Annotated in this window: 23 protein-coding genes and 1 tRNA gene; 18 read left to right on the plus strand and 6 right to left on the minus strand. The window is 71.4% G+C overall.

Annotation, left to right across the window (positions count from 1 at the left end; all coding sequences use genetic code 11):
• Positions 1 to 28: 28 nt before the first annotated feature.
• On the minus strand, positions 29 to 622 hold the full coding sequence (locus tag FJ658_RS07310) for a CGNR zinc finger domain-containing protein (protein ID WP_141144700.1): 594 nt from the start codon (positions 620 to 622) through the stop codon (positions 29 to 31).
• A 78-nt stretch (positions 623 to 700) separates the two neighbouring features.
• On the opposite strand from FJ658_RS07310, the gene FJ658_RS07315 reads away from it, so the two are divergent.
• The 11 genes from FJ658_RS07315 to FJ658_RS07365 all read left to right on the plus strand — a co-directional run bounded on the left by FJ658_RS07315 (position 701) and on the right by FJ658_RS07365 (position 13,784).
• Positions 701 to 1,864, plus strand: coding sequence for a DMT family transporter (locus FJ658_RS07315; protein ID WP_141144701.1), 1,164 nt, complete (start codon positions 701 to 703; stop codon positions 1,862 to 1,864).
• A gap of 13 nt (positions 1,865 to 1,877) precedes the next feature.
• Positions 1,878 to 2,936 (plus strand): DMT family transporter, encoded by a 1,059-nt coding sequence (locus FJ658_RS07320; protein WP_141144702.1) that lies wholly within the window; start codon positions 1,878 to 1,880, stop codon positions 2,934 to 2,936.
• A gap of 173 nt (positions 2,937 to 3,109) precedes the next feature.
• Positions 3,110 to 4,432: a HisS family protein gene (locus FJ658_RS07325; protein ID WP_141144881.1), complete on the plus strand. Its 1,323-nt coding sequence runs from the start codon at positions 3,110 to 3,112 to the stop codon at positions 4,430 to 4,432.
• A 63-nt stretch (positions 4,433 to 4,495) separates the two neighbouring features.
• Entirely contained in the window at positions 4,496 to 5,776 is a 1,281-nt protein-coding gene (gene eno / locus FJ658_RS07330) for a phosphopyruvate hydratase (protein ID WP_141144703.1), read from the plus strand.
• Positions 5,777 to 5,886: 110 nt separating this feature from the next.
• Positions 5,887 to 6,402 carry a septum formation initiator family protein gene (locus FJ658_RS07335; RefSeq protein ID WP_255447613.1) on the plus strand — a complete coding sequence of 172 codons (516 nt, stop codon included), beginning with the start codon at positions 5,887 to 5,889 and terminating at the stop codon, positions 6,400 to 6,402.
• The gene (locus FJ658_RS07340) at positions 6,399 to 6,917 is read left to right on the plus strand and encodes a DUF501 domain-containing protein (protein ID WP_141144704.1); all 519 of its coding nucleotides are present in this window, start codon (positions 6,399 to 6,401) and stop codon (positions 6,915 to 6,917) included. The genes FJ658_RS07335 and FJ658_RS07340 overlap by 4 nt, the downstream gene beginning before the upstream one ends.
• A gap of 8 nt (positions 6,918 to 6,925) precedes the next feature.
• Entirely contained in the window at positions 6,926 to 8,188 is a 1,263-nt protein-coding gene (locus FJ658_RS07345; protein WP_255447614.1) for a S8 family serine peptidase, read from the plus strand.
• Between the two features lie 37 nt (positions 8,189 to 8,225).
• Positions 8,226 to 9,554 carry an NAD(P)/FAD-dependent oxidoreductase gene (locus tag FJ658_RS07350; RefSeq protein WP_141144706.1) on the plus strand — a complete coding sequence of 443 codons (1,329 nt, stop codon included), beginning with the start codon at positions 8,226 to 8,228 and terminating at the stop codon, positions 9,552 to 9,554.
• Between the two features lie 119 nt (positions 9,555 to 9,673).
• Positions 9,674 to 10,837 (plus strand): hypothetical protein, encoded by a 1,164-nt coding sequence (locus FJ658_RS07355; RefSeq protein WP_141144707.1) that lies wholly within the window; start codon positions 9,674 to 9,676, stop codon positions 10,835 to 10,837.
• A gap of 45 nt (positions 10,838 to 10,882) precedes the next feature.
• Positions 10,883 to 11,266: a nuclear transport factor 2 family protein gene (locus tag FJ658_RS07360; protein ID WP_141144708.1), complete on the plus strand. Its 384-nt coding sequence runs from the start codon at positions 10,883 to 10,885 to the stop codon at positions 11,264 to 11,266.
• Positions 11,267 to 11,390: 124 nt separating this feature from the next.
• Positions 11,391 to 13,784 carry an excinuclease ABC subunit UvrA gene (locus FJ658_RS07365; protein WP_141144709.1) on the plus strand — a complete coding sequence of 798 codons (2,394 nt, stop codon included), beginning with the start codon at positions 11,391 to 11,393 and terminating at the stop codon, positions 13,782 to 13,784.
• A gap of 26 nt (positions 13,785 to 13,810) precedes the next feature.
• Here FJ658_RS07365 and FJ658_RS07370 read toward each other — a convergent pair whose 3' ends face one another.
• The 4 genes from FJ658_RS07370 to FJ658_RS07385 form a co-directional block, all read right to left on the minus strand.
• A complete protein-coding gene (locus FJ658_RS07370; RefSeq protein WP_219995732.1) occupies positions 13,811 to 14,380 on the minus strand; it encodes a hypothetical protein in 570 nt (189 codons plus the stop codon).
• Between the two features lie 123 nt (positions 14,381 to 14,503).
• Positions 14,504 to 14,695 (minus strand): hypothetical protein, encoded by a 192-nt coding sequence (locus tag FJ658_RS07375; protein WP_141144711.1) that lies wholly within the window; start codon positions 14,693 to 14,695, stop codon positions 14,504 to 14,506.
• Positions 14,696 to 14,757: 62 nt separating this feature from the next.
• Positions 14,758 to 14,831, minus strand: a tRNA-Leu gene (locus FJ658_RS07380).
• Positions 14,832 to 14,872: 41 nt separating this feature from the next.
• Positions 14,873 to 17,122, minus strand: coding sequence for a hypothetical protein (locus tag FJ658_RS07385; protein ID WP_181408366.1), 2,250 nt, complete (start codon positions 17,120 to 17,122; stop codon positions 14,873 to 14,875).
• Positions 17,123 to 17,234: 112 nt separating this feature from the next.
• Between FJ658_RS07385 and FJ658_RS07390 the strand changes: the two genes are divergently transcribed.
• The 3 genes from FJ658_RS07390 to FJ658_RS07400 all read left to right on the plus strand — a co-directional run bounded on the left by FJ658_RS07390 (position 17,235) and on the right by FJ658_RS07400 (position 19,537).
• Complete coding sequence (locus FJ658_RS07390; RefSeq protein ID WP_181408367.1) at positions 17,235 to 17,843, plus strand: TetR/AcrR family transcriptional regulator; 609 nt, start codon at positions 17,235 to 17,237, stop codon at positions 17,841 to 17,843.
• A gap of 90 nt (positions 17,844 to 17,933) precedes the next feature.
• Positions 17,934 to 18,500, plus strand: coding sequence for a LemA family protein (locus tag FJ658_RS07395; protein ID WP_141144714.1), 567 nt, complete (start codon positions 17,934 to 17,936; stop codon positions 18,498 to 18,500).
• A 128-nt stretch (positions 18,501 to 18,628) separates the two neighbouring features.
• The gene (locus tag FJ658_RS07400; RefSeq protein ID WP_141144715.1) at positions 18,629 to 19,537 is read left to right on the plus strand and encodes a M48 family metalloprotease; all 909 of its coding nucleotides are present in this window, start codon (positions 18,629 to 18,631) and stop codon (positions 19,535 to 19,537) included.
• Positions 19,538 to 19,554: 17 nt separating this feature from the next.
• Here FJ658_RS07400 and FJ658_RS07405 read toward each other — a convergent pair whose 3' ends face one another.
• Positions 19,555 to 20,778: a winged helix-turn-helix domain-containing protein gene (locus FJ658_RS07405; protein ID WP_141144716.1), complete on the minus strand. Its 1,224-nt coding sequence runs from the start codon at positions 20,776 to 20,778 to the stop codon at positions 19,555 to 19,557.
• Between the two features lie 201 nt (positions 20,779 to 20,979).
• On the opposite strand from FJ658_RS07405, the gene FJ658_RS07410 reads away from it, so the two are divergent.
• Genes FJ658_RS07410 through FJ658_RS07425 form a run of 4 tightly spaced genes read left to right on the plus strand, consistent with a single transcriptional unit; the run spans position 20,980 to position 24,989 of the window.
• Positions 20,980 to 22,116, plus strand: a complete 1,137-nt coding sequence (locus FJ658_RS07410; protein ID WP_141144717.1) for an ABC transporter substrate-binding protein — start codon at positions 20,980 to 20,982, stop codon at positions 22,114 to 22,116.
• A 22-nt stretch (positions 22,117 to 22,138) separates the two neighbouring features.
• A complete protein-coding gene (locus FJ658_RS07415; protein ID WP_181408368.1) occupies positions 22,139 to 23,077 on the plus strand; it encodes an ABC transporter permease subunit in 939 nt (312 codons plus the stop codon).
• Positions 23,074 to 23,913 (plus strand): ABC transporter permease, encoded by an 840-nt coding sequence (locus FJ658_RS07420; RefSeq protein ID WP_141144718.1) that lies wholly within the window; start codon positions 23,074 to 23,076, stop codon positions 23,911 to 23,913. Before FJ658_RS07415 ends, FJ658_RS07420 begins: the two co-directional genes overlap by 4 nt.
• Positions 23,910 to 24,989, plus strand: coding sequence for an ABC transporter ATP-binding protein (locus FJ658_RS07425; protein WP_141144719.1), 1,080 nt, complete (start codon positions 23,910 to 23,912; stop codon positions 24,987 to 24,989). Before FJ658_RS07420 ends, FJ658_RS07425 begins: the two co-directional genes overlap by 4 nt.
• Positions 24,990 to 25,128: the final 139 nt, after the last annotated feature.

Raw genomic sequence — 25,128 nt, forward strand, 5'->3', positions numbered from 1 at the left:
ATCGCACGAGTCGGCGACCCGCTCAGGGTCAGCCCGCGCTCTGCTCCGGCGTCGGCTCGTCGGCGACCTCCGCCTGCTCGCTCTGCCGCTCGCGATAGGCCGAGACGTTCATCCGGTTGCCGCAGCGCAGGCTGCAGAAGCGCTTCGAGCCGTTGCGCGACAGGTCGACGAACACCCCGTCGCAGCCGTCGGCTTCGCAGCGGCGCAGCTGGTCGAGGGCGTTGCCGCGGATGACGTCGACGAAGGCCAGCGCGGCCTCCACCTCCATGCGCTGGGCGAGCGGCGCATCCGGCTCGGTGGCGTGGATGTGCCAGTCGAGCTGGTCGTGCCGCACGAGCTGCGGCGTGGCCTTGGTCTCCTTCAGCAGGCGGTTCACCTGGGCCGCGGCGCCGTCGCGGGTGAGGGTCCAGAAGCGGCGCAGACGGGTGCGCACGGCGCGCACCTCGTCGAGCTCGGTCTCGTCGCCGTCGCGCCGACCGGAGTAGCTGTGCTCCTCGAGAAGCCAGTCGAGCTGGTCGACGGTCGAGAGCTCGTCGTCGCCCGACGCGGAGGCGCGCGGCTCGGTGTTGACGAGCGCGACGACGAAGCCGAGAGCGTCTTCGGTGTCATCAGTGAAACGCATCTTGACTCCTGACGGGGCGGAGATCTATCGTCAGGAGCATAACGCGTGGTTGATCATTACTTTCGATTCGGAGGAATCGTGTCCGCTGACCGCGCCCGCACCCGTGCGGGTCTTGTCGTCGCCATCTCGGCATCACTGGCGTTCTCGACCAGCGGCACGATCGCGAAACCCCTGCTCGAGGCCGGCTGGTCGCCCGCCGCCGTGGGCGCCGCCCGCCTGCTGATCGCGGCCGTCGTGCTCGCGATCCCCGGCATCCTCGCGCTGCGCACCCCCGGCGCGCTGCAGGCCCTCTGGGGCGCCCGACTGCGCGTCGTGCTCTACGGCACGATCGCCGTGACGGGCACACAGCTCTGCTACTTCGCGGCGATCCAGCGCATCCCCGTCGGCCTGGCGCTGCTGATCGAGTACCTGGCGCCGATCGGGCTGCTGCTGTTCATGTGGATGCGCACCCGCCGCCGCCCCGCCACGATCGTGCTCATCGGCTCGGGTCTCGCGCTGCTCGGACTCGTGCTGGTCATCGGCGCCGACGGCGACGGCGGCATCGCGTTCGGCTCGCTCGACCCGATCGGCCTGCTCTACTCGATCACCGCGGCCGTGGGCGTCGCGGTCTACTACGTGCTCGGCGCGGTCGCCGACGACGGCGTGCCGCCGGTCGCCTTCGCCGCGTCGACGATCCTGCTCGGCGGTCTCGTCACGGCGGCGCTCGCCGCGGTGGGCGTGCTGCCCTGGCACACGACCGCGGTCGACGTGCGCCTGCTCGGCGCGGTCGTGCCGTGGTTCGCGCCGGTCATCGCGATCGGCGTCGTCTCGACGGCCTTCGCCTACGTCGCGGGCATCGTCGGCAGCTCGCGTCTCGGCGCCCGCACGGCGTCGTTCCTGGGCCTGCTCGAGGTCGTGTTCGCGGTCGCGCTGAGCTGGATCGTGCTCGGCGAGGCGCTCGGCCCGATCCAGCTGCTCGGGGGAGCGCTCATCCTGGGCGGCATCGCGATGATCCGCCCCGACGAGACGCGCGCCGTGGCGGTCGCCCCGACGGATGCCGGCGCCGCCGTGCCGGTCGGCAGCGTGCCGCTGCTCACCGGCGCGATCCCGCTGCCGCACGTGCTCGAGCCGGTCGCGGCGACGACTGCCGCGATCGCGATCATCGCGGTCTCGCAGGTCGCCGCCGACGAGGCCGGGGCGACGCCGATCGACACGCCCGTGCTGGCCGACCCGCCGACGCGGCCGATCGCGATCGCGGGATGATCGGGGTGGCGCGATGAGCGGCGCGAGAGCGAGCACCGCCGCCGTGCGCGGCGGCCCCGTCGCGCTGCTGATCGCGACCGCCTCCGCACTCAGCTTCGGCACGAGCGGCACGATCGCGAAGCCGCTGCTCGAGGCGGGCTGGTCGCCGCCCGCGGTCGTGTTCCTGCGCATCCTGGGTGCCGCGCTCGCGCTGCTCGTTCCCGCGCTCGTGGTGCTGCACCGCGGACCCGGTCTCGCCGAGGGGTTCCGCCTGATCTGGCGCGCCCGCGTGCGCGTGCTGGTCTACGGCGTCTTCGCGGTCGCGGGCACGCAGCTCTGCTACTTCGCGGCGATCCAGCGCATCCCGGTGGGCCTCGCGCTGCTGATCGAGTATCTGGCGCCGATCGGCCTGCTGCTGTTCATGTGGATGCGCACCCGCCGCCGCCCCGCGCTCGGCGTGCTGCTCGGCGCGGGTCTCGCGCTCGTGGGGCTGCTGCTCGTGATCGGCATCGACGGCTCGGTGCGGCTCGACCCGCTCGGCATCCTCTACGCCTCGATCGCGGCCGTCGGGCTCGCGATCTACTTCGTGCTCGGCGCCGTGGCCGACGACGGCGTGCCGGCGATGGCCTTCGCGTGGACGACCCTGACGATCGGCGCCGCGATCCTCGGCCTGCTGGCGGCCGTGCGCGTGCTGCCGTGGGCGAGCCCGGGGGTCAACGTGGCGTTCCTCGGCGCGAGCATGCCCTGGTTCGTGCCGGTCATCGCGGTCGCGCTGCTGTCGACCGCGTTCGCCTACTTCACGGGCATCATCGCCGCCGCGCGGCTCGGCTCGCGCCAGGCGTCGTTCTTCGGACTGCTCGAGGTGATCGCGGGCGTCGTCATCAGCTGGATCGTGCTCGGCGAGGCGCTCGCGCTCGTGCAGATCGTGGGCGCGGTGCTGATCCTCGGCGGGGTCGCGCTGATCCGGCCGGAGCCGCAGAAGGTCGAGCCGCAGAAGGTCGAGCCGCCCGACGGGCCCTCGGGCTCCGAACCTCCCGAGCAGGGCGAGGCCGCGCATCCGCAGGGCGCCTCGCTCCCCATCGTCCCGGGCTGACCGGGACCGCCCGCGTCCTGCGGCGGCCCGTGCAGGGAGCCGCCGCAGGACCCCCGGTCACGCAGCAGCTGGGCCCGGGCCCGCGCACCCGCCGCACGCATCCCGTTCGGCGCCGCATCCCCGAGCCGGGATAATGGATGCCCGTGGCCAGTCAGGTGAACCCGCCGCGCGGGATGCGCGACTTCCTCCCCGCCGACAAGGCGCGCCGTGAGCGTCTGCTCGGCGTCATCCGCGGCAGCTACCGCGCCCACGGCTTCGACGAGATCGAGACGCCTGTCGTCGAGGACTGGAGCCGCCTCACCTCGGGTCTCGGCGGCGACAACGAGAAGCTCAGCTTCGCCGTGCTGCGCCGCGGCGTCACGACCGACGAGCTGCACGCCGCGTCGTCGCCCCTCGAGCTGGCCGACCTGGGCCTGCGCTTCGACCTGACCGTGCCGCTCGCCCGCTTCTACGCGAGCCACCGGGCCGAGCTGCCCGCGGTGTTCCGCTCGATCCAGATCGCCCCGGTCTGGCGCGCCGAGCGCCCGCAGAAGGGCCGCTACCGCCAGTTCGTGCAGTGCGACATCGACATCCTCGGCGAGGGGTCGACGCTGGCCGAGGCCGAGCTGATCACGGCGACCCTCGCGACCCTCGACGCGCTCGGACTCGAGGGCGCCGACATCCGCATCAACGACCGCCGCCTGCTGATCGGCATGCTGCGCACCTTCGGCTTCGCCGAGTCGGAGCACGACTCGGTGCTCATCACGATCGACAAGCTCGACAAGGTCGGCCACGACGGCGTGATCGACGAGCTGACGTCGAAGGGCGTGAGCCCGGATGCGGTGGCCGCCCTGCAGGCCTACTTCCGCACGCCGCGCACGATGGAGTTCCTGCCCTTCGGCGAGGCCGCCATCCGCAAGCTCCTGCCCGAGGGCGCCGACGACCGCGTCGTGGCCGAGCTGGCCGGCATCGGCGCGGCCGTCGCCGGAGCGCGTGCGGCCGCCGCGGCGGCGCACCGCGCGCAGATCGGCGAGCCGGACCCCGACGCGACCCGCGACATCCCGACCCAGCCCGACATCCCGCTGACCTTCGATCCCTTCCTCGTGCGCGGCATGGGCTACTACACGGGCCCGATCTTCGAGGTCGCGCACCCCGAGGTGAGCTACTCGCTCGGCGGCGGCGGGCGCTACGACGGCATGATCGGCCGCTTCCTCGGCAGCGACGTGCCCGCGGCCGGCTTCTCGCTCGGCTTCGAGCGCCTCGTCGACCTGGTCGAGCTGCCCGCCGACGAGACCGACGGGGGAGTCGCGCTCGTGCACGACGCCGACCTCGACCCCGCCTCGCTCGTCGCCCTCAAGACCGCGGTCATCGCGACGGGCGCCCGCGTGCGTCTCGTGCGCCGCACCAAGAACGTGGCCAACCTGCTCGACGCGCTCAAGGCCGACGGCTACAGCCGCTTCGCCTTCGTGGATGCGGCGACCGGCCCCGACAACCTCGGCCTGCGTCCGCTCGACTGAGCCGTCGCTAGGCTGAAGTCACCACCACCCGTTCCACCCACTGAACCCCCAGGAGTGTTCACCGTGTCTGCTATCGAGGCTGTCAACGCCCGCGAGATCCTCGACTCCCGCGGCAACCCCACCGTCGAGGTGGAGGTGCTGCTCGAAGACGGCACCGTCTCGCGCGCGGCCGTCCCCTCCGGTGCGTCCACCGGTGCCTTCGAGGCCTACGAGCTGCGCGACGGCGACAAGAGCCGCTACCTCGGCAAGGGCGTCGAGAAGGCCGTCGACGCCGTGCTCGACGACCTCGGCCCCGCGATCGAGGGCTTCGAGGCCAGCGACCAGCGCCTCATCGACAGCGAGCTGATCGCCGCCGACGGCACCGACAACAAGTCGAAGCTCGGCGCGAACGCGATCCTCGGCGTCTCGCTCGCCGTCGCCAAGGCCGCCGCCGACTCGGCCGACCTGCCGCTGTTCCGTTACCTCGGCGGACCCAACGCCCATACGCTGCCCGTGCCGATGATGAACATCATCAACGGCGGCGCCCACGCCGACAACGGCATCGACGCGCAGGAGTTCATGATCCTGCCGATCGGCGCGCCGACCTTCAAGGAGGCCCTGCGCTGGGGCGCCGAGGTCTACCACGCGCTCAAGGGCGAGCTGAAGGCCAAGGGCCTCGCCACCGGCCTCGGCGACGAGGGCGGCTTCGCCCCCGACCTGTCGACCTCGCGTGAGGCGCTCGACTTCATCGTGGCGTCGATCGAGAAGGCCGGCTACGCCGTCGGCACCGACATCGCGCTCGGCATGGATGTCGCGTCGACCGAGTTCTTCGAGAACGGCGTCTACAGCTACGAGGGCAAGAAGCTCAGCGCCGCCGAGATGATCGAGGTCTACGCCGGCCTCGTCAACGACTACCCGCTCATCACGATCGAGGACGCGCTCGCCGAGGACGACTGGGACAACTACGTCACCCTCACCGAGCAGCTCGGCTCGAAGGTGCAGCTCGTCGGCGATGACCTGTTCGTCACCAACCCCAGCCGGCTGCAGACCGGCCTCGACAAGAAGGTCGCGAACAGCATCCTGGTCAAGGTGAACCAGATCGGCACCCTGACCGAGACCCTGGATGCGGTGTCGCTGGCCCAGCGCCACGGCTACACCGCCGTGCTGTCGCACCGTTCGGGCGAGACCGAGGACACCACGATCGCCGACCTCGCCGTCGCGACCGACGCCGGCCAGATCAAGACCGGCGCCCCGGCCCGCAGCGAGCGCGTCGCGAAGTACAACCAGCTGCTTCGCATCGAGGAGGAGCTGGGCGAGGCCGCCGTCTACGCCGGCCGCTCGGCCTTCCCGCGCTACACCGCGTAAGCGGCGACAGCACCGCCGGCGCCAGCGTCGGCACCTCACGAGAGCACGGATCTCGGCCCGCTCGGGCCGGGCTCCGTGCTCTCGCGGTTCGTGCGCCTACGATCGACGACGTGACTCGACGACCGCGCATCATCCGCGTGCCCGTCGCCATGGAGGGCGAGACCCGCGCGGCGGCCTGGCTGCGCAGCTTCCGCCTCTCGGGCTTCGCGCTCTCGGTGCTGCTGCTCATCGTCGCCGCGCTCGTCGTTCTCGCGCCGGGCCTCAAGACCTTCGTCGAGCAGCGCACCCAGATCGCCGCGCTGCAGAAGCAGGTCGACGACGCGCAGAGCGAGGTCGACGACCTGGATGCCGAGGTGGATCGCTGGAGCGACCCCGCCTACATCGAGGCCCAGGCCCGCGGCCGTCTCTACTACGTGATCCCCGGCGACGTCACCTACCTCGTCACCGGCGAGACCGCCGCCCCCACCACGACCGATTCGCAGCCGATCAGCGACGCCATCCAGACCACCCGCATCGACTGGGTGTCGTCGCTGGTGAGCTCGCTGTTCACGGCCGGCACCACCCAGGCTCCGGCCGGGCAGGGCGGCGCCGTGCAGCTCGACGACCCCACGAAGAACCAGCAGTGACCACACCTCCCTACCCCGCCCCGACCGACGCCGACATCGCGGCCGTGACCCGGCAACTCGGCCGCCCCGCGCGGGGCGTCGTCGGCATCGCCGCGCGCTGCGTCTGCGGCAACCCGACCGTCGTCGCGACCGCGCCGCGCCTCGACGACGGCACGCCGTTCCCGACCTTCTACTACCTGTGCCACCCGGCCGCGAACTCCTCGGTGTCGACCCTCGAGGCCACCGGAGTCATGGTCGAGCTGGCCGCCCTGCTCGAGGATGCCGACGAGGCCGCCGCCTACCGTGCGGCCCACGAGGCCTACCTCGCCGATCGCGAGAGCATCGACCACGTCGACGAGATCGACGGCATCTCGGCCGGCGGCATGCCCGTACGGGTCAAGTGCCTGCACGCGCTCGTGGCGCACAGCCTCGCGGCGGGCCCGGGTGTGAACAAGATCGGCGACCGCGCCCTCGAGCGGGCAGACTGGAGCCCGGAGGTATGCCGATGCGTTCCCGAGACCGGTCCCGAGGCCTGAGCCGCGGCGTGCGCTCCGCGCGCTCCGTGCGCCGCGCCGCCGCGGGCGTCGCGACCCTCGCGCTCGCCGTCGGCGCCGCACTCGTGCCGGCCGTCGCGGCGCAGGCCGACGATGTGCGCAATCGGGAGTACTGGCTGCAGGACTACGGCATCGAGAAGGCCTGGGCCACCACCAAGGGCAAGGGCCAGACCATCGCGGTCATCGACTCCGGTGTCGACCCCACGCATCCCGACCTCGCCGGCGCCGTCGTCGGCGGCAAGGACTTCTCGGGCTTCGGCGGGCCCACGGGGCAGCCGCCCGCCGGCGACGACAACGAGCACGGCACGATGGTCGCCTCGCTCGCGGCGGGCCGCGGCACGAGCGCGACCGACGGCATCATCGGCAGCGCTCCCGAGGCGTCGATCCTGGCGATCTCGATCGGCTTCGGCTCGCAGGCGCGCAACTCCGACCAGCAGATCGCGGATGCCGTGACCTGGGCTGTCGACAACGGCGCCGACGTGATCAACATGTCGTTCAGCCGCAACACCCCCGACTGGCCCGAGAGCTGGGACAAGGCCTTCCTCTACGCCATGGAGCACGACGTCGTGATCGTCGCCGCGGCCGGCAACCGCGGATCGGGCATCACCTCGGTCGGCGCGCCCGCCACCATGCCGGGCGTGCTCGTCGTCGGCGGCGTCGACCGTCAGGGCGTCACGAGCTTCGACGCCTCGACTCAGGGCATCACGATCGGCGTCAGCGCGCCGAGCGAGGAGCTCGTCGGGGCCACGCCCGGCGGCGGCCGCGCGATCTGGAGCGGCACCAGCGGCGCCTCGCCGATCGTCGCCGGCATCGTCGCGCTCGTGAAGGCCGCGCATCCTGACCTCGACGCCGACAACGTGATCAACCGCGTGGTGAAGACCGCCCACGACGCCGGAACGCCGGGCGTCGACTTCCTCTACGGCTACGGCCTGGTGGATGCGTCGGCCGCCGTCAGCGGGCAGGTCGATACGGTCAAGGCGAACCCGATGGGCGACCTGGCCGACTGGGTGCGCGTCTACCGCCGCGCTGACGGCGCCCCCGTCACGCCCGCGACCCGCGCCGACCGCAACCCGCCCGCCGCCGTGCCCGCGCCGGTCGTGCCCTGGAGTCCGGTCGGCACCCTGCTGCCCGACCCGCGGCGCCTGAGCGAGTGGGGGATGCCCGCCCTCGCCTTCACCGGACTCGCCGCCGTCTGGATCGCCCTCATCGTCGGGGGAGTGCGCACGGTCAGGAGCGGTCGCCGGACGCGCTAACGTTAAAGCGCGCACTGTCCATAAGGAGACCACCCTCGTGCCCAAGATCCTCATCGTCGGCGGCGGTTATGCCGGGTTCTACACCGCCTTCAAGCTGCAGAAGCACCTGCGACGCGGTGAGGCGACCGTCACGGTCGTCGACCCCCTGCCGTACATGACCTACCAGCCCTTCCTGCCGGAGGTCGCCGCCGGGTCTGTCGAGCCGCGCCACGCGATCGTGCCGCTGCGCAAGCACCTCAAGAACACGCGCGTCATCACCGCCAAGGTGACCGGCATCGACCACGCGAACCGCACCGCCACCATCACGCCCGCCGAGGGCGAGCCGTGGCAGGAGGAGTACGACGAGATCGTCGTCACCGCCGGCGCCGTGTCGCGCACCTTCCCGATCCCGGGCGTCGCCGACGAGGCCATCGGCCTCAAGACGATCGAAGAGGCGACCTCGATCCGCGACCGGATCATCGCCAACGTCGACAAGGCATCCAACCTGCCCGCCGGCCCCGAGCGCGACCGTCTGCTGACCGTCGTCGTCGTCGGCGGCGGCTTCGCCGGCATCGAGGTGTTCGCTGAGCTGCGCAGCTTCGTCAGCGCGCTCGTCGGCCAGTACTCGACGCTGAGCTTCGAGGACACGAAGTTCCACCTCATCGAGGCGATGGGCCGCATCATGCCCGAGGTCTCGCTCGAGACCAGCAAGTGGGTCATCAAGAACATCACCGAGCGCGGCGGCCAGATCCACCTCGACACGCAGCTGCAGAGCGCGGTCGACGGCAAGATCCAGCTCTCGACCGGCGAGGAGTTCGAGTCGGAGCTCATCATCTGGACGGCCGGCGTCATGGCCAGCCCGTCGCTCAAGGGCACCGACCTGCCGCTCGAGCCGCGTGGTCGCGTGACCGTGCGCGCCGATCTGCGCGGCGTCGACGCCGAGGGCGAGATCGTCCCCGGCCTCTGGGGCGCCGGCGACGCGGCGGCCGTTCCCGACATCTCGGGCTTCAGCCCGCTGCCCGACAAGTCGTGCGTGCCGAACGCCCAGCACGCGGTGCGTCAGGGCAAGCGCATGGCGAAGAACATCGTCGCCGTCCTGCGCGGCGAGGCCACCAAGGACTACTTCCACAAGCCCGCGGGCGCGGTGGCCGGTCTCGGTCTCGGCGTCGGCGCGTTCCAGAAGGGCAAGCTCGGCATCACCGGCTTCCCCGCCTGGATCATGCACCGCGGCTACCACGGTCTCGCGATGCCGATGTGGGAGCGCAAGTTCCGCGTCTTCGGCAACTGGTTCGCCCAGTTCATCTACGGCCGCGACCTCTCGGCGATCCCCGCGCGCGACGTGCCGCGCGAGGCCTTCGAGACCTTCGCGTCGCGCCCCAAAGCCTGACAACCGCGTCACGCCGTCGACGGCGCTCCTCCTCCGGGAGGGGCGCCGTTCGCGTTTCGCGGATGACATCGCTCGTCTGAATCCGAGCATCCGACAGCTGTCCGATAGGCTCGGCGATCGTGCTCCGCCTGCTCGTCTCCCTCGCCGTGGGTGCTCTCGTCGGCGCCGTCATCGTCAGCATCGTCGGCCCGCCCGACGGCGCCGGCGGTCTCCTGATCGGCATCTCGTCGACCGTGCTCGTCATCTCGGTCATGCTGATGCTGATCGGGCGGTCGATGCGCGGCACGGTCGCCCCCGACGCGGCGAGCCTGCAGGCCGCCCGCGATGCCCGACGGCTCGGTCTCGCCCGGGTGGATGCGCTCCGCCAGACCGGCACGCAGATCAATGACCAGCCGTACTGCGAGATCGACCTCACGGTGCAGCCGCTGCGCGGCGCGGCGTTCGCGACCACGATCGGCCAGATCGTCGCCGTGACCGAGGTCCCGGCGTATCAGCCGGGCAGCGAGCACGAGGTGCTCCTCGTCGTGGACGGTGGCCCCGAGGTCGCTCTGGTCGGCGACGGGCAGCTCTCGCTCTCCGAGCGCGGTCGGCTGCGCATCCCGGCGCGCTCGAGTGTGCCGTTCCGCTCGATCGCGCCGCACACGCGCATCGTCGGAGGGCGTCGCCGCGGACCACTGATCGGCGTCGGTGCCTCGGGGCGCCCCTGGCGTCTCGCGCTCTTCGTGGTGCTCGCGCTCGTCGCGGCGACCGCTGTCGTGCTGCCCTTCCGTGAGGCGGTCGGCCAGACCGTCGCGGCGATCGGCGACGGGCGGCTCAAGCCCGACGCACGTCGCCCCGAGATCGTGCGCGCCGCGCTCGACGCGATCACGCGCGAGGTCGGCCACGACCGCGTCGTGAGCATCGGGGTCTATGAGGATTTCGTGATCGTCGACGCTCCGATCGAGGTCGGTGGCACCCGTACCGACGAGTGGATGTACCGCGGCGGCCAGGTGAGTCACCGCGGCGCCGCGACCTCGCAGCCCGAGCTGGCCGAGGAGCAGTTCCGCAGCTCGGATGTCGCCGTCGAGCGCATCTGGGCGCTGCTGGAACGGGCGTCCGTCGACGCCGGCACGCCGATCGGCGACGCGAGCGTGCGGATCGCCCGCGCGACCGACGACGACATCGACAGCCCGACCTTCATCCAGGCGGTCGGCGATCCGGAGATCACCTTCAGCATCGGCGACGACTACGGCGACACCGCGTTCATCGCGGCGGCCGACGGGAGCGGGCTGCGCCGGCGCTGACAGCCGGGTGCCGCCGCGTCGGCGGTGCGGCGTTGCGTGCCGCGCATGGACATCGACACCTGGATGCGCGGCTACGAGAAGGCCTGGGCGAGCAACGACGCCGACGACATCGGCGCGCTGTTCGCCGCCGACGCGGAGTATCGCGTCGAGCCGTGGACCGAGCCCTGGCGCGGCCGCGACGCGATCGTGCGCGAGTGGATCGCGCGCGCCGATTCGCCGGGCGACTGGACCTTCACGTGGCACCTCGCGGGCGCCGACCCCTCGACCGACACCGTCTTCGTGCAGGGCGAGACCCGCTACGCCGAGACGGGGATCGTCTACAGCAATCTGTGGGTGATCCGGTTCGCCGCGGAGGCCGGCGCCGGCGCCGACGGCGGGCGGGCCCTCGCCTTCACCGAGTGGTGGATGGATCAGGCGAAGCCGTCGTGAGCATCCTGCCCCTCCCCGCAGCGTTCGCCGTCCGAAGTCGCTCGGTCGGTGTCGTCCGCTCGCTCTAGCATCGTCACCAGCAGGGACGCCGCGATCCCCGCCCGCCGACCGAGGAGCGCACCCCATGGCCGACAGCACCGAATTCCCGAGCACCGCATCCCCGAGCACCGCCGCGCACAGCGCCGACCGTCACGACCTCATCCGCGTGCAGGGCGCGCGCGAGAACAACCTCAAAGACGTCAGCGTCGACCTGCCCAAGCGTCGGCTGACCGTCTTCACCGGCGTGTCGGGCTCGGGCAAGAGCTCGCTCGTGTTCGGCACGATCGCCGCCGAGTCGCAGCGCATGATCAACGAGACCTACAGCGCCTTCGTGCAGGGCTTCATGCCCCAGCTCGACCGCCCCGACGTCGACCTGCTCGAGGGGCTGACGACGGCGATCATCGTCGACCAGGAGCGCATGGGCGCGAACGTGCGCTCGACCGTCGGCACGGCGACCGACGCGAACGCGATGCTGCGCATCCTGTTCAGCCGGCTCGGCGAGCCGCACATCGGCTCGTCGCAGGCGTTCTCGTTCAACGTCGCCTCGATCTCGGGCGCCGGGGCGGTCAGCTTCGAGAAGAACGGCCAGACGACCAAGGAGCGCCGCGAGTTCAGCATCACGGGCGGCCAGTGCTCGCGCTGCGAGGGCATGGGCAGCGTCAGCGATCTCGACCTGAGCCAGCTCGTCGACGACACGAAGTCGCTCAAGGAGGGCGCCATCCTCGTGCCCGGCTACACGGGCGACGGGTGGTACGTGAAGATCTTCGGCGCGGTCGTTCCGATGGATGCGCCGGTGTCGTCGTTCACCGACAAGCAGCGCCAGGAGTTCCTCTATGGCGCGAGCCGCAAGGTCAAGTTCGACAACATCAACATGACCTACGAGGGCCTCGTGCCCAAGGTGCAGAAGTCGTTCCTGTCGAAGGACCGGGATGCGATGCAGCCGCACATCCGCGCCTTCGTCGAGCGCGTGGCCACCTTCGCCACCTGCCCCGAGTGCGATGGCACGCGTCTCAGCGCAGCGGCCCGGTCGTCGAAGATCGCCGGCATCAGCATCGCCGACGCCTGCCGCATGCAGATCAGCGACCTGGCGGCGTGGGTGCGCGACCTCGACGAGCCCTCGGTCGCTCCGCTGCTGGCCGGCCTGCGGCAGATCCTCGACTCCTTCGTCGACATCGGGCTCGGCTACCTCTCGCTCGAGCGGCCCGCCGGAACGCTCTCGGGCGGCGAAGCGCAGCGCACCAAGATGATCCGGCACCTCGGATCGTCGCTCACCGACGTCACCTACGTCTTCGACGAGCCGACCATCGGCCTGCACCCGCACGACATCCAGCGCATGAACACGCTGCTGCTGCAGCTGCGCGACAAGGGCAACACCGTGCTCGTGGTCGAGCACAAGCCCGAGGCGATCGCGATCGCCGACCACGTGGTCGACCTCGGCCCGCGCGCCGGAACCGGGGGAGGCGAGATCGTCTTCGAGGGCACCGTCGGGGGGCTCCGCGCGAGCGACACGCTCACCGGCCGCCACCTCGACGACCGATCGTCGCTCAAGTCGACGCTGCGCTCGCCGTCGGGCGCCCTCGAGGTGCGCGGCGCGGTCTCGCACAACCTCACCGGCGTCGACGTCGACATCCCGACCGGCGTGCTCACGGTCGTGACGGGCGTCGCCGGCTCGGGCAAGAGCTCGCTCATCCACGGCTCCGTGTCGCCGCGCGACGGCGTGGTCACGATCGACCAGGCCGGCATCCGCGGGTCACGGCGTAGCAACCCGGCCACCTACACCGGGATGCTCGAGCCCATCCGCAAGGCCTTCGCCAAGGTCAACGGGGTCAAGCCGGCCCTGTTCAGCGCCAACAGCGAGGGCGCCTGCCCGGTCTGCAACGGCGCGGGGCTGATCTTCACCGACCTGGGCCCGATGGCGACCGTCTCGACCGTCTGCGAGGAGTGCGAGGGCCGTCGCTTCTCGTCGGCCGTGCTCGAGTACAAGCTCGGCGGCCGCGACATCAGCGAGGTGCTCGCGATGCCCGTCTCCGAGGCGCTGCCGTTCTTCGCCGAAGGGGAGGCCCGCACCCCGGCCGCGCACGCCATCCTCGAGCGTCTCGCCGATGTCGGGCTCGGCTATCTCACGCTCGGCCAGGCGCTCACGACCCTGTCGGGCGGCGAGCGTCAGCGCCTCAAGCTGGCCGTGCACATGGGCGAGAAGGGCGACGTCTACGTGCTCGACGAGCCGACCACGGGTCTGCACCTCGCCGACGTCGAGCAGCTGCTCGGCCTGCTCGACCGCCTCGTCGACTCGGGCAAGACCGTGATCGTGATCGAGCATCACCAGGCCGTCATGGCCCACGCCGACTGGATCATCGACCTCGGCCCGGGCGCCGGCCACGACGGCGGCCGCGTCGTCTTCGAGGGCACCCCCGCCGACCTCGTCGCCGCGAAGTCGACCCTCACCGGCGAGCACCTGGCGCGGTACGTGGGGGCGTGAGCGGGGGCGACAGCGCGAGATCGCTGTCAGCGCTGCTGCGGGAGCGGTGAGGGCGGTGCCTCGTTCCTGACGACGCCCTGGATGTCGCCGACCGTCGTCACGGTGTACGCCGAGAGGTTGAGTGTGTCGCCCGGATAGATCGGCCATGGGTAGCCGCCTCGGCGCACCCGATTGAGCGTGTTGAGGTAGCCGAAGTCGGGGAAGCCGAACCGCTCGGCGATGTAGTCGACGAGATCACCGGATGCCACCGTGTACGACGCCGGTCGGCCGGCGGAGTCGAGGGTGACGGCGCCGGTCGCGTACTCGCGGGATCCCGCGTCGACCGGCAGTCGCACGGCGTAGGAGCCGATCCGGTCGCCCGCCACCACGGGCGCCGCGCCGACAGAATCCGCGTTCGGTGTCGGAGTGATCGTCGCGTCGTCCATCGGATCTCCAGAGGGCATGGCCGTGTTCGTCGACGGAACGGCGGCGGAAGCACTCGCCGATGGCGAGGTCGAGCGTCGACTGTCAGCGCGATCATCGTCGGCGGGCACGCAGGCCGCGAGGGTCGCCGCCGTGATCAGTGCCATCGCCGTCACCAGCACGCGTCGTCGCATCGCTTCCCCCTCAGATGAGCGTGGCTCACACTAACCCGTCGTCGCGTCGAGGTGCGGTGCCGGCGCGCGGCGTTCGGGCTCAGCGTCGTTCGGCGCCACGGCGAGCACGCCCTGACCCGTCTTTCAGAGTCGGCGTCGGTTGATCCTCAGCGCGATGAGAGCGACGACGGTCATCACCAGACCGGAGGCCAGCATCACTCCGACCAGCGCCATGTCGCCGCGACCCCCGATCATCAGGCCGAGCGCCGAGACCACGACGATCAGGCCGCAGGCGGCGAGGAGCCAGTTCAGCCGGATCGCGGTCTTGGCGTTCATCCGGTCAGGCTGATCTGAACGACGCTCACTGTCAATGCGCGGGCCGTCGGATCGCCGCCGCGTGCCCCCGCTGGGATTCGAACCCAGACTGAGGCGATTTTAAGTCGCCTGCCTCTGCCGATTGGGCTACGGGGGCGGATGCGTCGGCGCGGGTGCCGACGGTCCTCCGCGAAAGTATCAGCGCGCGGCGAGCGCGGGTTCGACCCAGCGGATCCACGCCCAGCCGCCGAGGCACACCGCGCCGACGACGAACGCCGCGAGCATCGTGCCGAGCATCGGGAAGCCCGATCCGGATGCCAGCGCGAGCGCCGCGAGCAGCACCGCGACGAGCGCGACGCCGACCCACACGAGCGGCGACCAGTCGAAGATCGCCCGGCCCGGCAGCGAGCCGACCGGCACGAGCAGCAGCACGGCGGAGCCGAGACCCGAGACCGTGATCGCGGTGAGCACCTCCGACAGACCCGAGCCGAGCATCCCGCCCGCCCCGCCGGTCGCGTCGTGCACGACCCAGGCGACGACCGCGAGCGCCGCGATCGAGCCGATCTGAGCGAGGTGGATGAGCGCTCCCGCCCGGTCGCCGACGGCGCCGACCGCCGCGACGGCGAGCACCACGCCCACGACGAGCGGCGGCTCGAGACCGAGCCAGCGCGAGACGAGGGCGCCGAGCATCCCGACCAGCAGGAACACGGGCACGAGACGCAGCACGCGACGCACCCCCGCGGCGCGGGCGACGAGCGCGCTCGCGACCACCACGCCGACGCCGTTGACGGCGGTGACGCCGATCGCGATCGCCACGAGCATGCGGGCGTAGCGCTGCTGATCTTGCACTCCGATCGCGAGCGCCGTGATCAGCGTGGCAGCGAGCAGCAGGGCGCCGAGCACGACCCAGGGCCGCCACCGACGCCAGGCCGGGGAGGCGTCGTCGTCCTCGTCCGACGACGGGGTGCCCGACGCGAGCGAGCCGAAAGCGCGACCGCCGCCGCGCTGGTTGCGGCCGAACAGCTTCGGCAGCTGCACGCGCAGGCGCGGCCCTGCGGCGGCGACCAGCAGACGCAGCGGCAGCGCCACGAGCAGCACGAACGCGGCCGCGAGCAGCAGCCCGCTGAGCCATCCGCCGCCTCCGAGCGCCGAGGTCAGGGTGGGCAGGGCGCTGCCGAAGCGGGTCGGGTCGGCCCAGCCTCCGCCGAGACCGCCGTCGCCCTGCGGCGCCGACCCCGAGCCGCCCGAGCCGTCGGGCGTCGACGGCGGCGTCGTGCCGGGCGGGGTCGGCGAGCTCGGGTCGCTGGGCGCTCCGGGCGTCGGGCTCGTCGGCGAGCTGGGCGACGGGGACGGCGAGGGCGACGTGGATGTGCCGCCGAAAATCAGCCGCAGCACCGCACTCGGCGCGGAGTAGTTGCCGGCGACATCCCGCTGCATCGCCTGCACGACGTGGCGCCCCGACCCGGTGATCTGGGCGACGCAGCTCCAGGCGCCGGCGCTAACCTGCGCCGAGCAGAGCAGGTCGCCCTCGGCGAAGACGTCGACCGAGGCATCGGTCTCGCCGCGACCGGTGAAGGTCGTCGCGCCCGAGATGCGGCTGCCGTCGGCAGGGGAGTCGATCACGGGCGCGGCCGGCGCATCCTGGTCGATCACGAGCGTGCGGGCGGCGCTCGCCGGCGAGATCTCGCCGGGCGCATCGGGCGAGAACTGGCGCGCCGTCACCGAATAGCGGCCGGGGCCGGTCGAGATCGGACAGCTCCACGAGCCGTCGACCGCGACGGCGGGGCAGGTCGCCGTGACCGCGGCCCCGCCGCCCTCGGGCGTCGTCGTCACCGAGACGCCGGCGCGCGGGTAGCCGGTGCCGGTGATGATGCCGGTGGAGTAGATCGTGCCCGCGCCCGTGATGCTCGGCGCGCTGAGTGCACGCAGCGTCAGCGAGATCGTGGTCGGCACGGGCGACGGGGATGCCGACGGGCCTCCCGACGGCGACGGCGACGGGGATGCGGAGGCGTCGGCGGCCGGGGTCGAGGTCAGCGTCAGCTGGGTGCGGCCGTTCGGCAGGTCGATCGCGCAGTCCCAGCGGCCGTCGGAGCCGACCGTCGTCGTGCAGCTCGCGATGCCGTTGCCGGTCACCTGCACCGTCGCGCCGGGCGTCCCGGATCCCTGCAGCTCGGCGCGGGATCCGGAGACGAACTCGTCGTCGCGATGCGAGGTGACGCGGAAGGTGTCGTCGGCGGCCGCGGCGGCAGGCACGAGCGCCGGGGATGCCGCGCTCTCGTCCGCCTGCGCGGGCGACGGCAGGGCGAGCGCGACGGCCGCGAGCAGCGCCGCGACGGCCGAGAGCACGGCCGCGATGCGGGCGATCGAGCGTCGATCGGGATCGTCGAACCGCCCCGAACCGCGCGGGCTCGAGGCTCTCGTGGTCTCCCCGCGCACGTTCACCTGCACCCATGACAACCTGCGACGCGCCGGGAATCAAGCCAGGCGCGCCGAATCGGGGTCTTGCTCAGGTGATCGTGACGGTGCAAAGTGGAGGAATCCCCGACTGCGTGGAGTCGTCATGACCGTCATCGGCACCCCCTCCCGGCGCGTGCACCTGGTTCAGGCCGCGCTGCGCGTGATGGAGCGCGACGGCCTGTCCGGCACCACCGTGCGCTCGGTCGCGGCCGAGGCCGGGGTCTCGTCGAGCACCGTGCGGCGCTCCTTCGACGGACTCGACGACCTGCTCTCCGACGTGGTCGAGCTGGTCGTCGCGGGCGAGGGCGACGCGGCGCTGTGGGCTCTCATGACGGCCGAGACCGACACGGTCGCGATCATCCGGGATGCGCTGCGCGCCTACCTCGCCCTGGTGCAGCAGCATCCCGGCAGCGAGCAGACCATGCTCGAGGCGACCCTGCTCGGACTCCGCCGAGACGATCTCGCCGAGCTGCCGCGCACGCAGTACCGCCGCTATCGGGAGGTCATGCGCGAGCTCCTGTCGATCGTAGCGCGGCGGGCGGGCATCCACTGGGAGCTCGACACCGACGAGCTGGCGCGCTTCGCCCTCGCCCTGACCGACGGCGTCACGCTGGCCTGGCTCGTCGATCGCGACGACGCGGCCGCCGAGCGCGCCCTCGACCTGGCGGCCGAGTCGATCGCCCGCTACGCCCGCGCGCCGCTGCACGCCTGACCGGCCGGCAGCCCACCGCGCACAGCCCGTTCCCGGCAACCCGGGAGAACCCGCGGGTCCAACCGCGAGCGGGACTCGTAGAATGACCGCATGGAGTGGATCATCCCCGTCGCCATCATCGTCGTCCTCGCGATCATCATCGGGGTCTACCTCTGGAGCACCTACAACGCCCTGGTCACGCTCAACGTGCGGGTGGATGAGGCCTGGAGCGACATCACGGTGCAGCTGAAGCGCCGTGCCGACCTCATCCCGAACCTGATCGAGACGGTCAAGGGCTACGCGGCGCACGAGAAGGGCGTCTTCGAGAACGTCACGAAGGCGCGCTCCGAGACCGTGAGCGCCTCGACCCCCGCCGAGGCCTCGGTCGCCGAGAACCACATGCAGTCGGCACTGAAGTCGATCTTCGCCGTGGCGGAGGCGTACCCGCAGCTGCAGGCGAACCAGAACTTCCTGCAGCTGCAGGCCGAGCTGGTCGACACCGAGGACAAGATCCAGGCCGCGCGCCGCTTCTACAACGGCGGGGTGCGCGAGCTGAACACGAAGATCAAGATCTTCCCGAACACGCTGTTCGCCCGCCGTCTCGGCTTCACCGAGCGCGACTTCTTCGAGGTCGACGAGCCGGCCGCGATCGCCGAGCCGCCGCGCGTTCAGTTCTGACGCGATCCACCTCTTCGCCGAAGCGGATGTCGGGATGCCGGCGTCCGCTTCGCGCATTCGGGCCGCATCCAGCGACCGCATGAGCACCATCCAGACTTCCTTCACCCATCCGGGCGGATAATCACCCCATGTACAGCGCGATCGCGAAGAACAAGCGCAACACCGTGCTGATCATCGTGCTGTTCCTGATCATCATCGGCGCGCTCGGAGCCCTGTGGGGCTACCTGCAGGGCAGCTGGACCATCACGATCGTCGTGTTCGTGATCGCCGCCGGCTACGCGCTGTTCCAGTACTACATGGCCGGCCGCGAGACGATCGCGATGACCGGCGCGATCGAGGTGCAGAAGGGCATGCACCCGAACCTCGACCGGCTCTATCGCACGGTCGAGAACCTCGCGATCACCGAGGGCCTGCCGATGCCCAAGGTCTACGTGATCGAGGATGCGGCCCCGAACGCCTTCGCGACCGGCCGCGACCCCGAGCACGCCATCGTCGCCGCGACCACCGGGCTGCTCGCGATCATGGACGACGCCGAGCTCGAGGGTGTGATGGCCCATGAGCTCGGCCACGTCAAGAACTACGACATCCGCGTCTCGCTCGTCGTCTTCGGGCTCGTCGTCGCGGTCGGACTGATCGCCGACATCCTGCTGCGCATGATGTTCTTCACCGGCGGCGGCCGCAACCGCAGCGACAGCAACGGCGGCGGCCCGGCGGCGATCGTGTTCCTCGTGATCGGCATCGCGGCGGCCGTGCTCGCCCCGCTCGTCGCCGGCGTCGTGCAGGCGGCCGTGTCGCGTCAGCGCGAGTACCTGGCGGATGCGACGGGCGCGCTCACGACGCGGCACCCGCAGGCGCTCGCCAGCGCGCTGAACAAGCTGCAGGAGTACGGCCGGCCGGTGCAGCGCACCAACACGAGCCTGTCGCACCTGTGGATCAGCGACCCGAACAAGCCGGGCATGATGGCGCGCCTGTTCTCGACGCACCCGCCGATCGCCGACCGCATCCAGCGGCTCCTGGAGAACTCGACGAAGTTCTGAGGCTTCCCGCGTGGGCGTCAGCCGCGCGGCAGCAGGGGCACGCCCAGCGCGCCGGCGACCCGCGGCGCGAGGTCGCCCCAGTCGGCCACCTCGATGCCGGCGTCGAGGCCCTGCCACGCGGCGATCTGCTGCAGCAGGGGCTGGATGCGCTGCTCCACCTCGGCCGGAGCGCCCGGCTCGGTCCACGCCGACTGCACCCGCAGCACCCCGCGCGCCCGGTCGCTCTTGAGGTCGATGCGCCCGGCGATCTGCTCGTCGACGAGCAGCGGCAGCGTGTAGTAGCCGAAGCGCCGCTGCGGTGCGGGCGTGTAGATCTCGATGCGGTAGTGGAAGCCGAACAGCTTCTCGGTGCGCGCCCGCTCCCACACCACGGGGTCGAAGGGCGACAGCAACGCGACCGTCTCGACGCGCCGCGGCTTGCGGGCGGTCGGGTCGAGCCAGGCCTGCTTCGACCAGCCCGGCACCGCGACCGGCGTGGCGAGCCCGGCATCCGCCAGCTCGCGCAGCGCCTGCTTCGTCGGCTCGACCTTCAGGCGGTAGTAGTCGGCGATGTCCTTCGGAGTGCCGATGCCGTGCGCGACCAGCGAGCGGCGCACGAGCTCGCGCACCGCCTCGTCGCGGGGGAGCGGCGCATCCAGGGCCCCGGCCGGCAGCACCTGCTCGGGCAGGCCGTAGCGGCGCTCGAAGCGGGTGCGCCCGGCCGAGAAGACCTCGCCCCAGCGGAACAGGATCTCGAGCGCCGTCTTCACATCCGACCAGCCCCACCAGGGGCCGTTGCGCTTGTTGGCGTCGTGCTCGATCTCGCTCGCCGCGAGCGGACCCTTCTCGGCCAGCTCGGCGCGGATGAAGTCGAGCATGGCCGTGTTCTCGCGCGCCCAGCTGTCGGAGGCGCGGTGCGAGCGCTCGCGGTACTCCTGCATGCGCCACTGGATGAGCGGCAGCGCGCCGATCGGCAGCAGCGCGGCCTCGTGTGCCCAGTACTCGAAGTACTGCGCCTTCGGGCCGCCCGGACGGAACGTGAGCCGGTCGAGCAGCGCCTTGTCGTAGCCGCCGAGCCGGGCGAAGACCGGCAGGTAGTGGCTGCGCTCGTAGACGTTGACCGAGTCGAGCTGCAGCAGCCCGAGCCGATCGATCACGCCGTTGAGCTGCCGGGTGCCGACCGTGTCGGGGCGCGGACGACCGAAGCCCTGGGCGGCCAGGGCGATGCGGCGCGCGAGCGCGGGAGAGATCTCGTCGACCATCGACTCCGACCCTAGTGAGCACCGCCGACACGGGCGACGGCCGCCCCCGCCCGACCCCGCCCGACCCCGCATCCCCGCGTCACCCGCCGTTCACCCACGCGCCCTGCCCGCGACACCCGGCCCCGCCATCCTTCCTCCGTCACCCCCGGCGACCGCCTACCCACAGCGAGGCGGCCGGAGGCACGAAAGGGAAACCCGAGGATGAAGATCCGCTCTCTGACCGGTGTCGCGCTCGCCGCGGTCGTCGCCGTCTCGCTCGCCGCGTGCTCCACTGGCACGAACACCGCCGACGCCGCCGGAATCAGCAAGGAGGACGCCGCCACGGCGACCAGCGCCGAGGACTTCGGCGGCATGGACGCCCTCGTCAAGGCCGCCAAGGCCGAGGGCGAGCTCAACGTCATCGCCCTGCCGCCGAGCTGGGCCAATTACGGCAAGATCATCGAGGGCTTCGAGAAGAAGTACGGCATCAAGGTCAACTCGGCCAATCCCGATGGCTCGAGCGCCGAGGAGTTCGCCGCGGTCAAGGCCCAGAAGGGCCAGTCGACCGCCCCCGACGTTCTCGACGTGGGCACCGCGGTGCTCGAGGAGGCCGGCAACATCGACCTGCTCGCCTCGTACAAGGTCGACAACTGGGATGACATCCCCGACGACTACAAGGACGCCGAGGGCCGCTGGTACTACGACTACACCGGCGTGATGTCGATCGGCTACGACAGCTCGGTCATCAAGAAGGCGCCGACCAAGATCGACGATCTGCTCGGCAGCGACTACAAGGGCAAGGTCGCGATCGTCGGCGACCCGACCCAGGCCAACCAGGCCGCGAGCGCCGTCTACTGGGCCGCACTGCAGAAGGGCGGCTCGGCCGACGACATCAGCAAGGGCATCGACTGGTTCGCCGACCTCAAGAAGGCCGGCAACTTCCAGGCCGTGACCCCGACGCAGGCCACCGTGGCCTCGGGTGAGACCCCGGTCATCCTGCAGTGGAGCTACAACAACCTCGCATGGGGCGGCGAGAACAACGAGAACTACAAGACCGTCGTGCTGAAGGGCGCCGCGCTCGGCAGCTACTACAACCAGGCCATCAGCGCCGACGCGCCGCACCCGGCGGCCGCGCGCCTGTGGCAGGAGTGGATCTACTCGCCCGAGGTGCAGAACCTCTACCTGCAGGCCGGCGCCTTCCCGTCGACCCTCGACGCGATGGTCGCGGCCGGCACGGTCGACGAGGATGCGCTGAAGGCGGCCGGCGGCCAGCCCGCCGACCTGGTGCAGCTGACCGCCGAGCAGGCCACCACGGCCGGCGAGGCGCTCGCGGCCGGCTGGGCCGCGGCGATCTCCTGATCGATCCGATCGCATCCCGCGCATGACCGCACTGGCTGAGCAGACCGCTCCGGCCGTGACCGACCGCGGCGTCGAAGGCACCCGCCTCCGGCGCCGCGGCCCGGCGTGGCTGGGCCTCGCGCCCTTCGGCGTCTACGTGCTGCTGTTCCTCGCCGTCCCGGCGATCCTCGCCGTCACGAGCGGCTTCGCCGACGGCGAGGGCCGCTTCACGCTCGGCAACTTCGCCGCGCTCGCGAACCCGAACATCTTGCAGGGGCTGTGGGCATCCATCTGGATCTCGGCCCTCACCGCCGTCATCGGCGGCATCGTCGGCGCGCTCATCTGCTACGCGCTGCTCGGCATGAAGCCCGACGGCGCGGTGCGCTCGGTCGTCGACTCGGCGTCGAGCGTGCTGGCGCAGTTCGGCGGGGTCATGCTCGCCTTCGCCTTCATCGCCACGATCGGCGCGAACGGCCTCATCACGACGATGCTCAAGGAGTGGGGCTGGGTCGAGAACCCGCTCAACACCTTCAACGGATCGGGCGTGATGATCTACCAGATCCCCGGCCTCGTGGTCGTCTACCTCTACTTCCAGATCCCGCTCATGGTGCTGACGTTCCTGCCCGCGCTGCAGGGGCTCAAGTCCACCTGGGCCGAGGCGAACGCCACCCTCGGCGGCACGCGCCTGCAGTACTGGCTGCGCATCGGCGGACCCGTGCTGCTGCCCGCCTTCCTCGGCAGCCTCATCCTGCTGTTCGCCAACTCCTTCTCGTCGTATGCGACCGCCGCGGCGCTGGTCTCGCAGGGCGGCATCGTGCCGCTCGCGATCCGCCAGCAGCTCACGAGCGAGACCGTGCTCGGCGTCTCGAACGTCGCCGGCGTGCTCGCGCTGGTCATGGTGATCGTCATGGTCGTGCTGATGACGGCCTACGCCGCCCTGCAGCGCCGCACCGGACGCTGGCAGACCGGAAGCCGCCGATGAGCGCCCCCCGCTTCTCCGCCGAGCCGGCCCGCGCGACGAGCGTGGTCATCCTCGTGCTCGCCGCCGTGCTGTTCCTGCTGCCGATCGTGGCGATGCTCGAGTTCTCGTTCCGCCAGGGCCAGCGCATCGACGGGGTGCAGAACTACGGACTCCAGCACTGGCAGGGCATCTTCGACCCGGCCAACTCGTTCAAGTACCAGGACCTCTTCGAGGGCATCGGCAACTCGCTGCTGATCTGCGTGCTGACGGTCGTGATCGTGCTCGTGCTGCTGCTGCCGGTCATGATCCTGGTCGAGCTGCGCTACCCGCGCCTGCGGCGCGTGCTCGAGTTCGTCTGCATCATCCCGATCACGATCCCCGCGATCGTGCTGGTCGTCGGCTACGTGCCCGTCTATTCGGTGGTCGCGCAGATCTTCGGCAGCGTGCCGTGGACGATCGCCTTCGCCGCCGGCATCATCGTGCTGCCCTACGCCTACCGCCCGATCGCGGCGAACATGGCGGGCGTCGAGATGACCGTGCTCAGCGAGGCCAGTCGCTCGCTCGGCGCCGGCTGGGGCCGCACCCTGCTGACGGTGATCCTGCCGAACCTGCGCCGCGGCATCCTCTCGAGCTGCTTCATCACGATCGCGGTCGTGCTGGGCGAGTACACGATCGCCGCCTTCCTCAGCCAGAACACCTTCCAGACCGCGCTGGTGCTCATCAACCACACCGACTCCTACGTCTCCGTCATCTTCGCCGTGCTGGCGCTGCTGTTCGGATTCGTGCTCCTGCTCGTCATCGGCCGCGTCGGCGCGGTCGGCACCCGACGCGAACGCCGAACCCGGAGGACCGCATGACCATCGAGACCGGCACCCCTGCCACCGAGACCACGATCGCCGCCGGCAGCGGCGCGACGGTCGAGCTGCGCGGTGTCGTCAAGGACTACTCCGGCCACCGGGCGCTCACGGGCGTCAACCTCACGATGGAGCCGGGGGAGTTCATCGCCCTGCTCGGCCCGAGCGGCTGCGGCAAGACCACCGTGCTGCGCGCGCTCTCGGGCCTCGAGAGCATCACCGAGGGCCGCATCCTGATCGACGGCGTGGATGTCGCCGGCACCCCGGTCAACAAGCGCGACATCGGCATGGTGTTCCAGGCCTACTCGCTCTTCCCGCACATGACGGCCCAGCAGAACGTCGAATACGGGCTCCGGATGCGCAAGGTCGCGTCGGCCGAGCGACGCCGCCGCGCGGCCGAGGCGCTCGACATGGTCGGCCTCGGGCACCTGGGCGAGCGCTTCGCGCACCAGATGTCGGGCGGCCAGCAGCAGCGCGTCGCTTTGGCCCGCGCGCTCGTCACGCGGCCGCGCGTGCTGCTGCTCGACGAGCCGCTGTCGGCGCTGGATGCCAAGGTGCGGGTGCAGCTGCGCGACGAGATCCGCCGCATCCAGACCGAGCTCGGCATCACGACCCTGTTCGTGACGCACGACCAGGAGGAGGCGCTCGCCGTCGCCGACCGGGTCGCCGTCATGCGCGAGGGGAACATCGAGCAGATCGGCAGCCCCGAAGACCTCTACACGCGCCCGGCGACCTCGTTCGTCGCGACCTTCGTGGGTCTGAGCAACCCGATCGACGCCGAGCTCGCCGACGGCGTCGTGCGTCTGCTGGGAATCGAGCTGCCGCTGCTCGGCACCGGGCCCGCCGACGGGCCGGTGACCGCCTTCGTGCGGCCGGAGGACATCCGCTTCGCCGAATCCGGCATCCCGGCCACGGTCGTCGTGTCGAGCTTCCTCGGCTCGCTGCGCCGCACGCAGCTGCGCCTCGACGATGGCACGCTCGTGCAGGTGCAGCACGAGGTCGCGCACGCGCCGCAGCCGGGGGAGGCCGTGCACCTCGTGCTCGAGCCGCGCCCGGTCAGCGTCTCGGCGCGCGGCTGAGTCGCTCGCCGGGAGTCCGGGCGGCGTCTCGATCGCGGCGGCGCCGGCGCGGCGCGCATTCACCTGAATCTGGATGCGCGCCGGGCACCCGCACCGAGCCCGCCGGGAGGCCCCGGCACGCGGTCGGGGTGCCGCCCGA

The sequence above is a fragment of the Schumannella sp. 10F1B-5-1 genome (assembly GCF_006517535.1).
Classification (GTDB): domain Bacteria; phylum Actinomycetota; class Actinomycetes; order Actinomycetales; family Microbacteriaceae; genus Schumannella.

Coding starts and splice junctions, on each gene's coding strand:
- FJ658_RS07310 (WP_141144700.1), bottom strand. CDS start 622: ATGCGTTTCACTGATGACACCGAAGACGCTCTCGGCTTCGTCGTCGCG.
- FJ658_RS07320 (WP_141144702.1), top strand. CDS start 1,878: ATGAGCGGCGCGAGAGCGAGCACCGCCGCCGTGCGCGGCGGCCCCGTC.
- FJ658_RS07325 (WP_141144881.1), top strand. CDS start 3,110: ATGCGCGACTTCCTCCCCGCCGACAAGGCGCGCCGTGAGCGTCTGCTC.
- FJ658_RS07360 (WP_141144708.1), top strand. CDS start 10,883: ATGGACATCGACACCTGGATGCGCGGCTACGAGAAGGCCTGGGCGAGC.
- FJ658_RS07365 (WP_141144709.1), top strand. CDS start 11,391: ATGGCCGACAGCACCGAATTCCCGAGCACCGCATCCCCGAGCACCGCC.
- FJ658_RS07370 (WP_219995732.1), bottom strand. CDS start 14,380: ATGCGACGACGCGTGCTGGTGACGGCGATGGCACTGATCACGGCGGCG.
- FJ658_RS07375 (WP_141144711.1), bottom strand. CDS start 14,695: ATGAACGCCAAGACCGCGATCCGGCTGAACTGGCTCCTCGCCGCCTGC.
- FJ658_RS07390 (WP_181408367.1), top strand. CDS start 17,235: ATGACCGTCATCGGCACCCCCTCCCGGCGCGTGCACCTGGTTCAGGCC.
- FJ658_RS07395 (WP_141144714.1), top strand. CDS start 17,934: ATGGAGTGGATCATCCCCGTCGCCATCATCGTCGTCCTCGCGATCATC.
- FJ658_RS07400 (WP_141144715.1), top strand. CDS start 18,629: ATGTACAGCGCGATCGCGAAGAACAAGCGCAACACCGTGCTGATCATC.
- FJ658_RS07405 (WP_141144716.1), bottom strand. CDS start 20,778: ATGGTCGACGAGATCTCTCCCGCGCTCGCGCGCCGCATCGCCCTGGCC.
- FJ658_RS07410 (WP_141144717.1), top strand. CDS start 20,980: ATGAAGATCCGCTCTCTGACCGGTGTCGCGCTCGCCGCGGTCGTCGCC.
- FJ658_RS07415 (WP_181408368.1), top strand. CDS start 22,139: ATGACCGCACTGGCTGAGCAGACCGCTCCGGCCGTGACCGACCGCGGC.
- FJ658_RS07420 (WP_141144718.1), top strand. CDS start 23,074: ATGAGCGCCCCCCGCTTCTCCGCCGAGCCGGCCCGCGCGACGAGCGTG.
- FJ658_RS07425 (WP_141144719.1), top strand. CDS start 23,910: ATGACCATCGAGACCGGCACCCCTGCCACCGAGACCACGATCGCCGCC.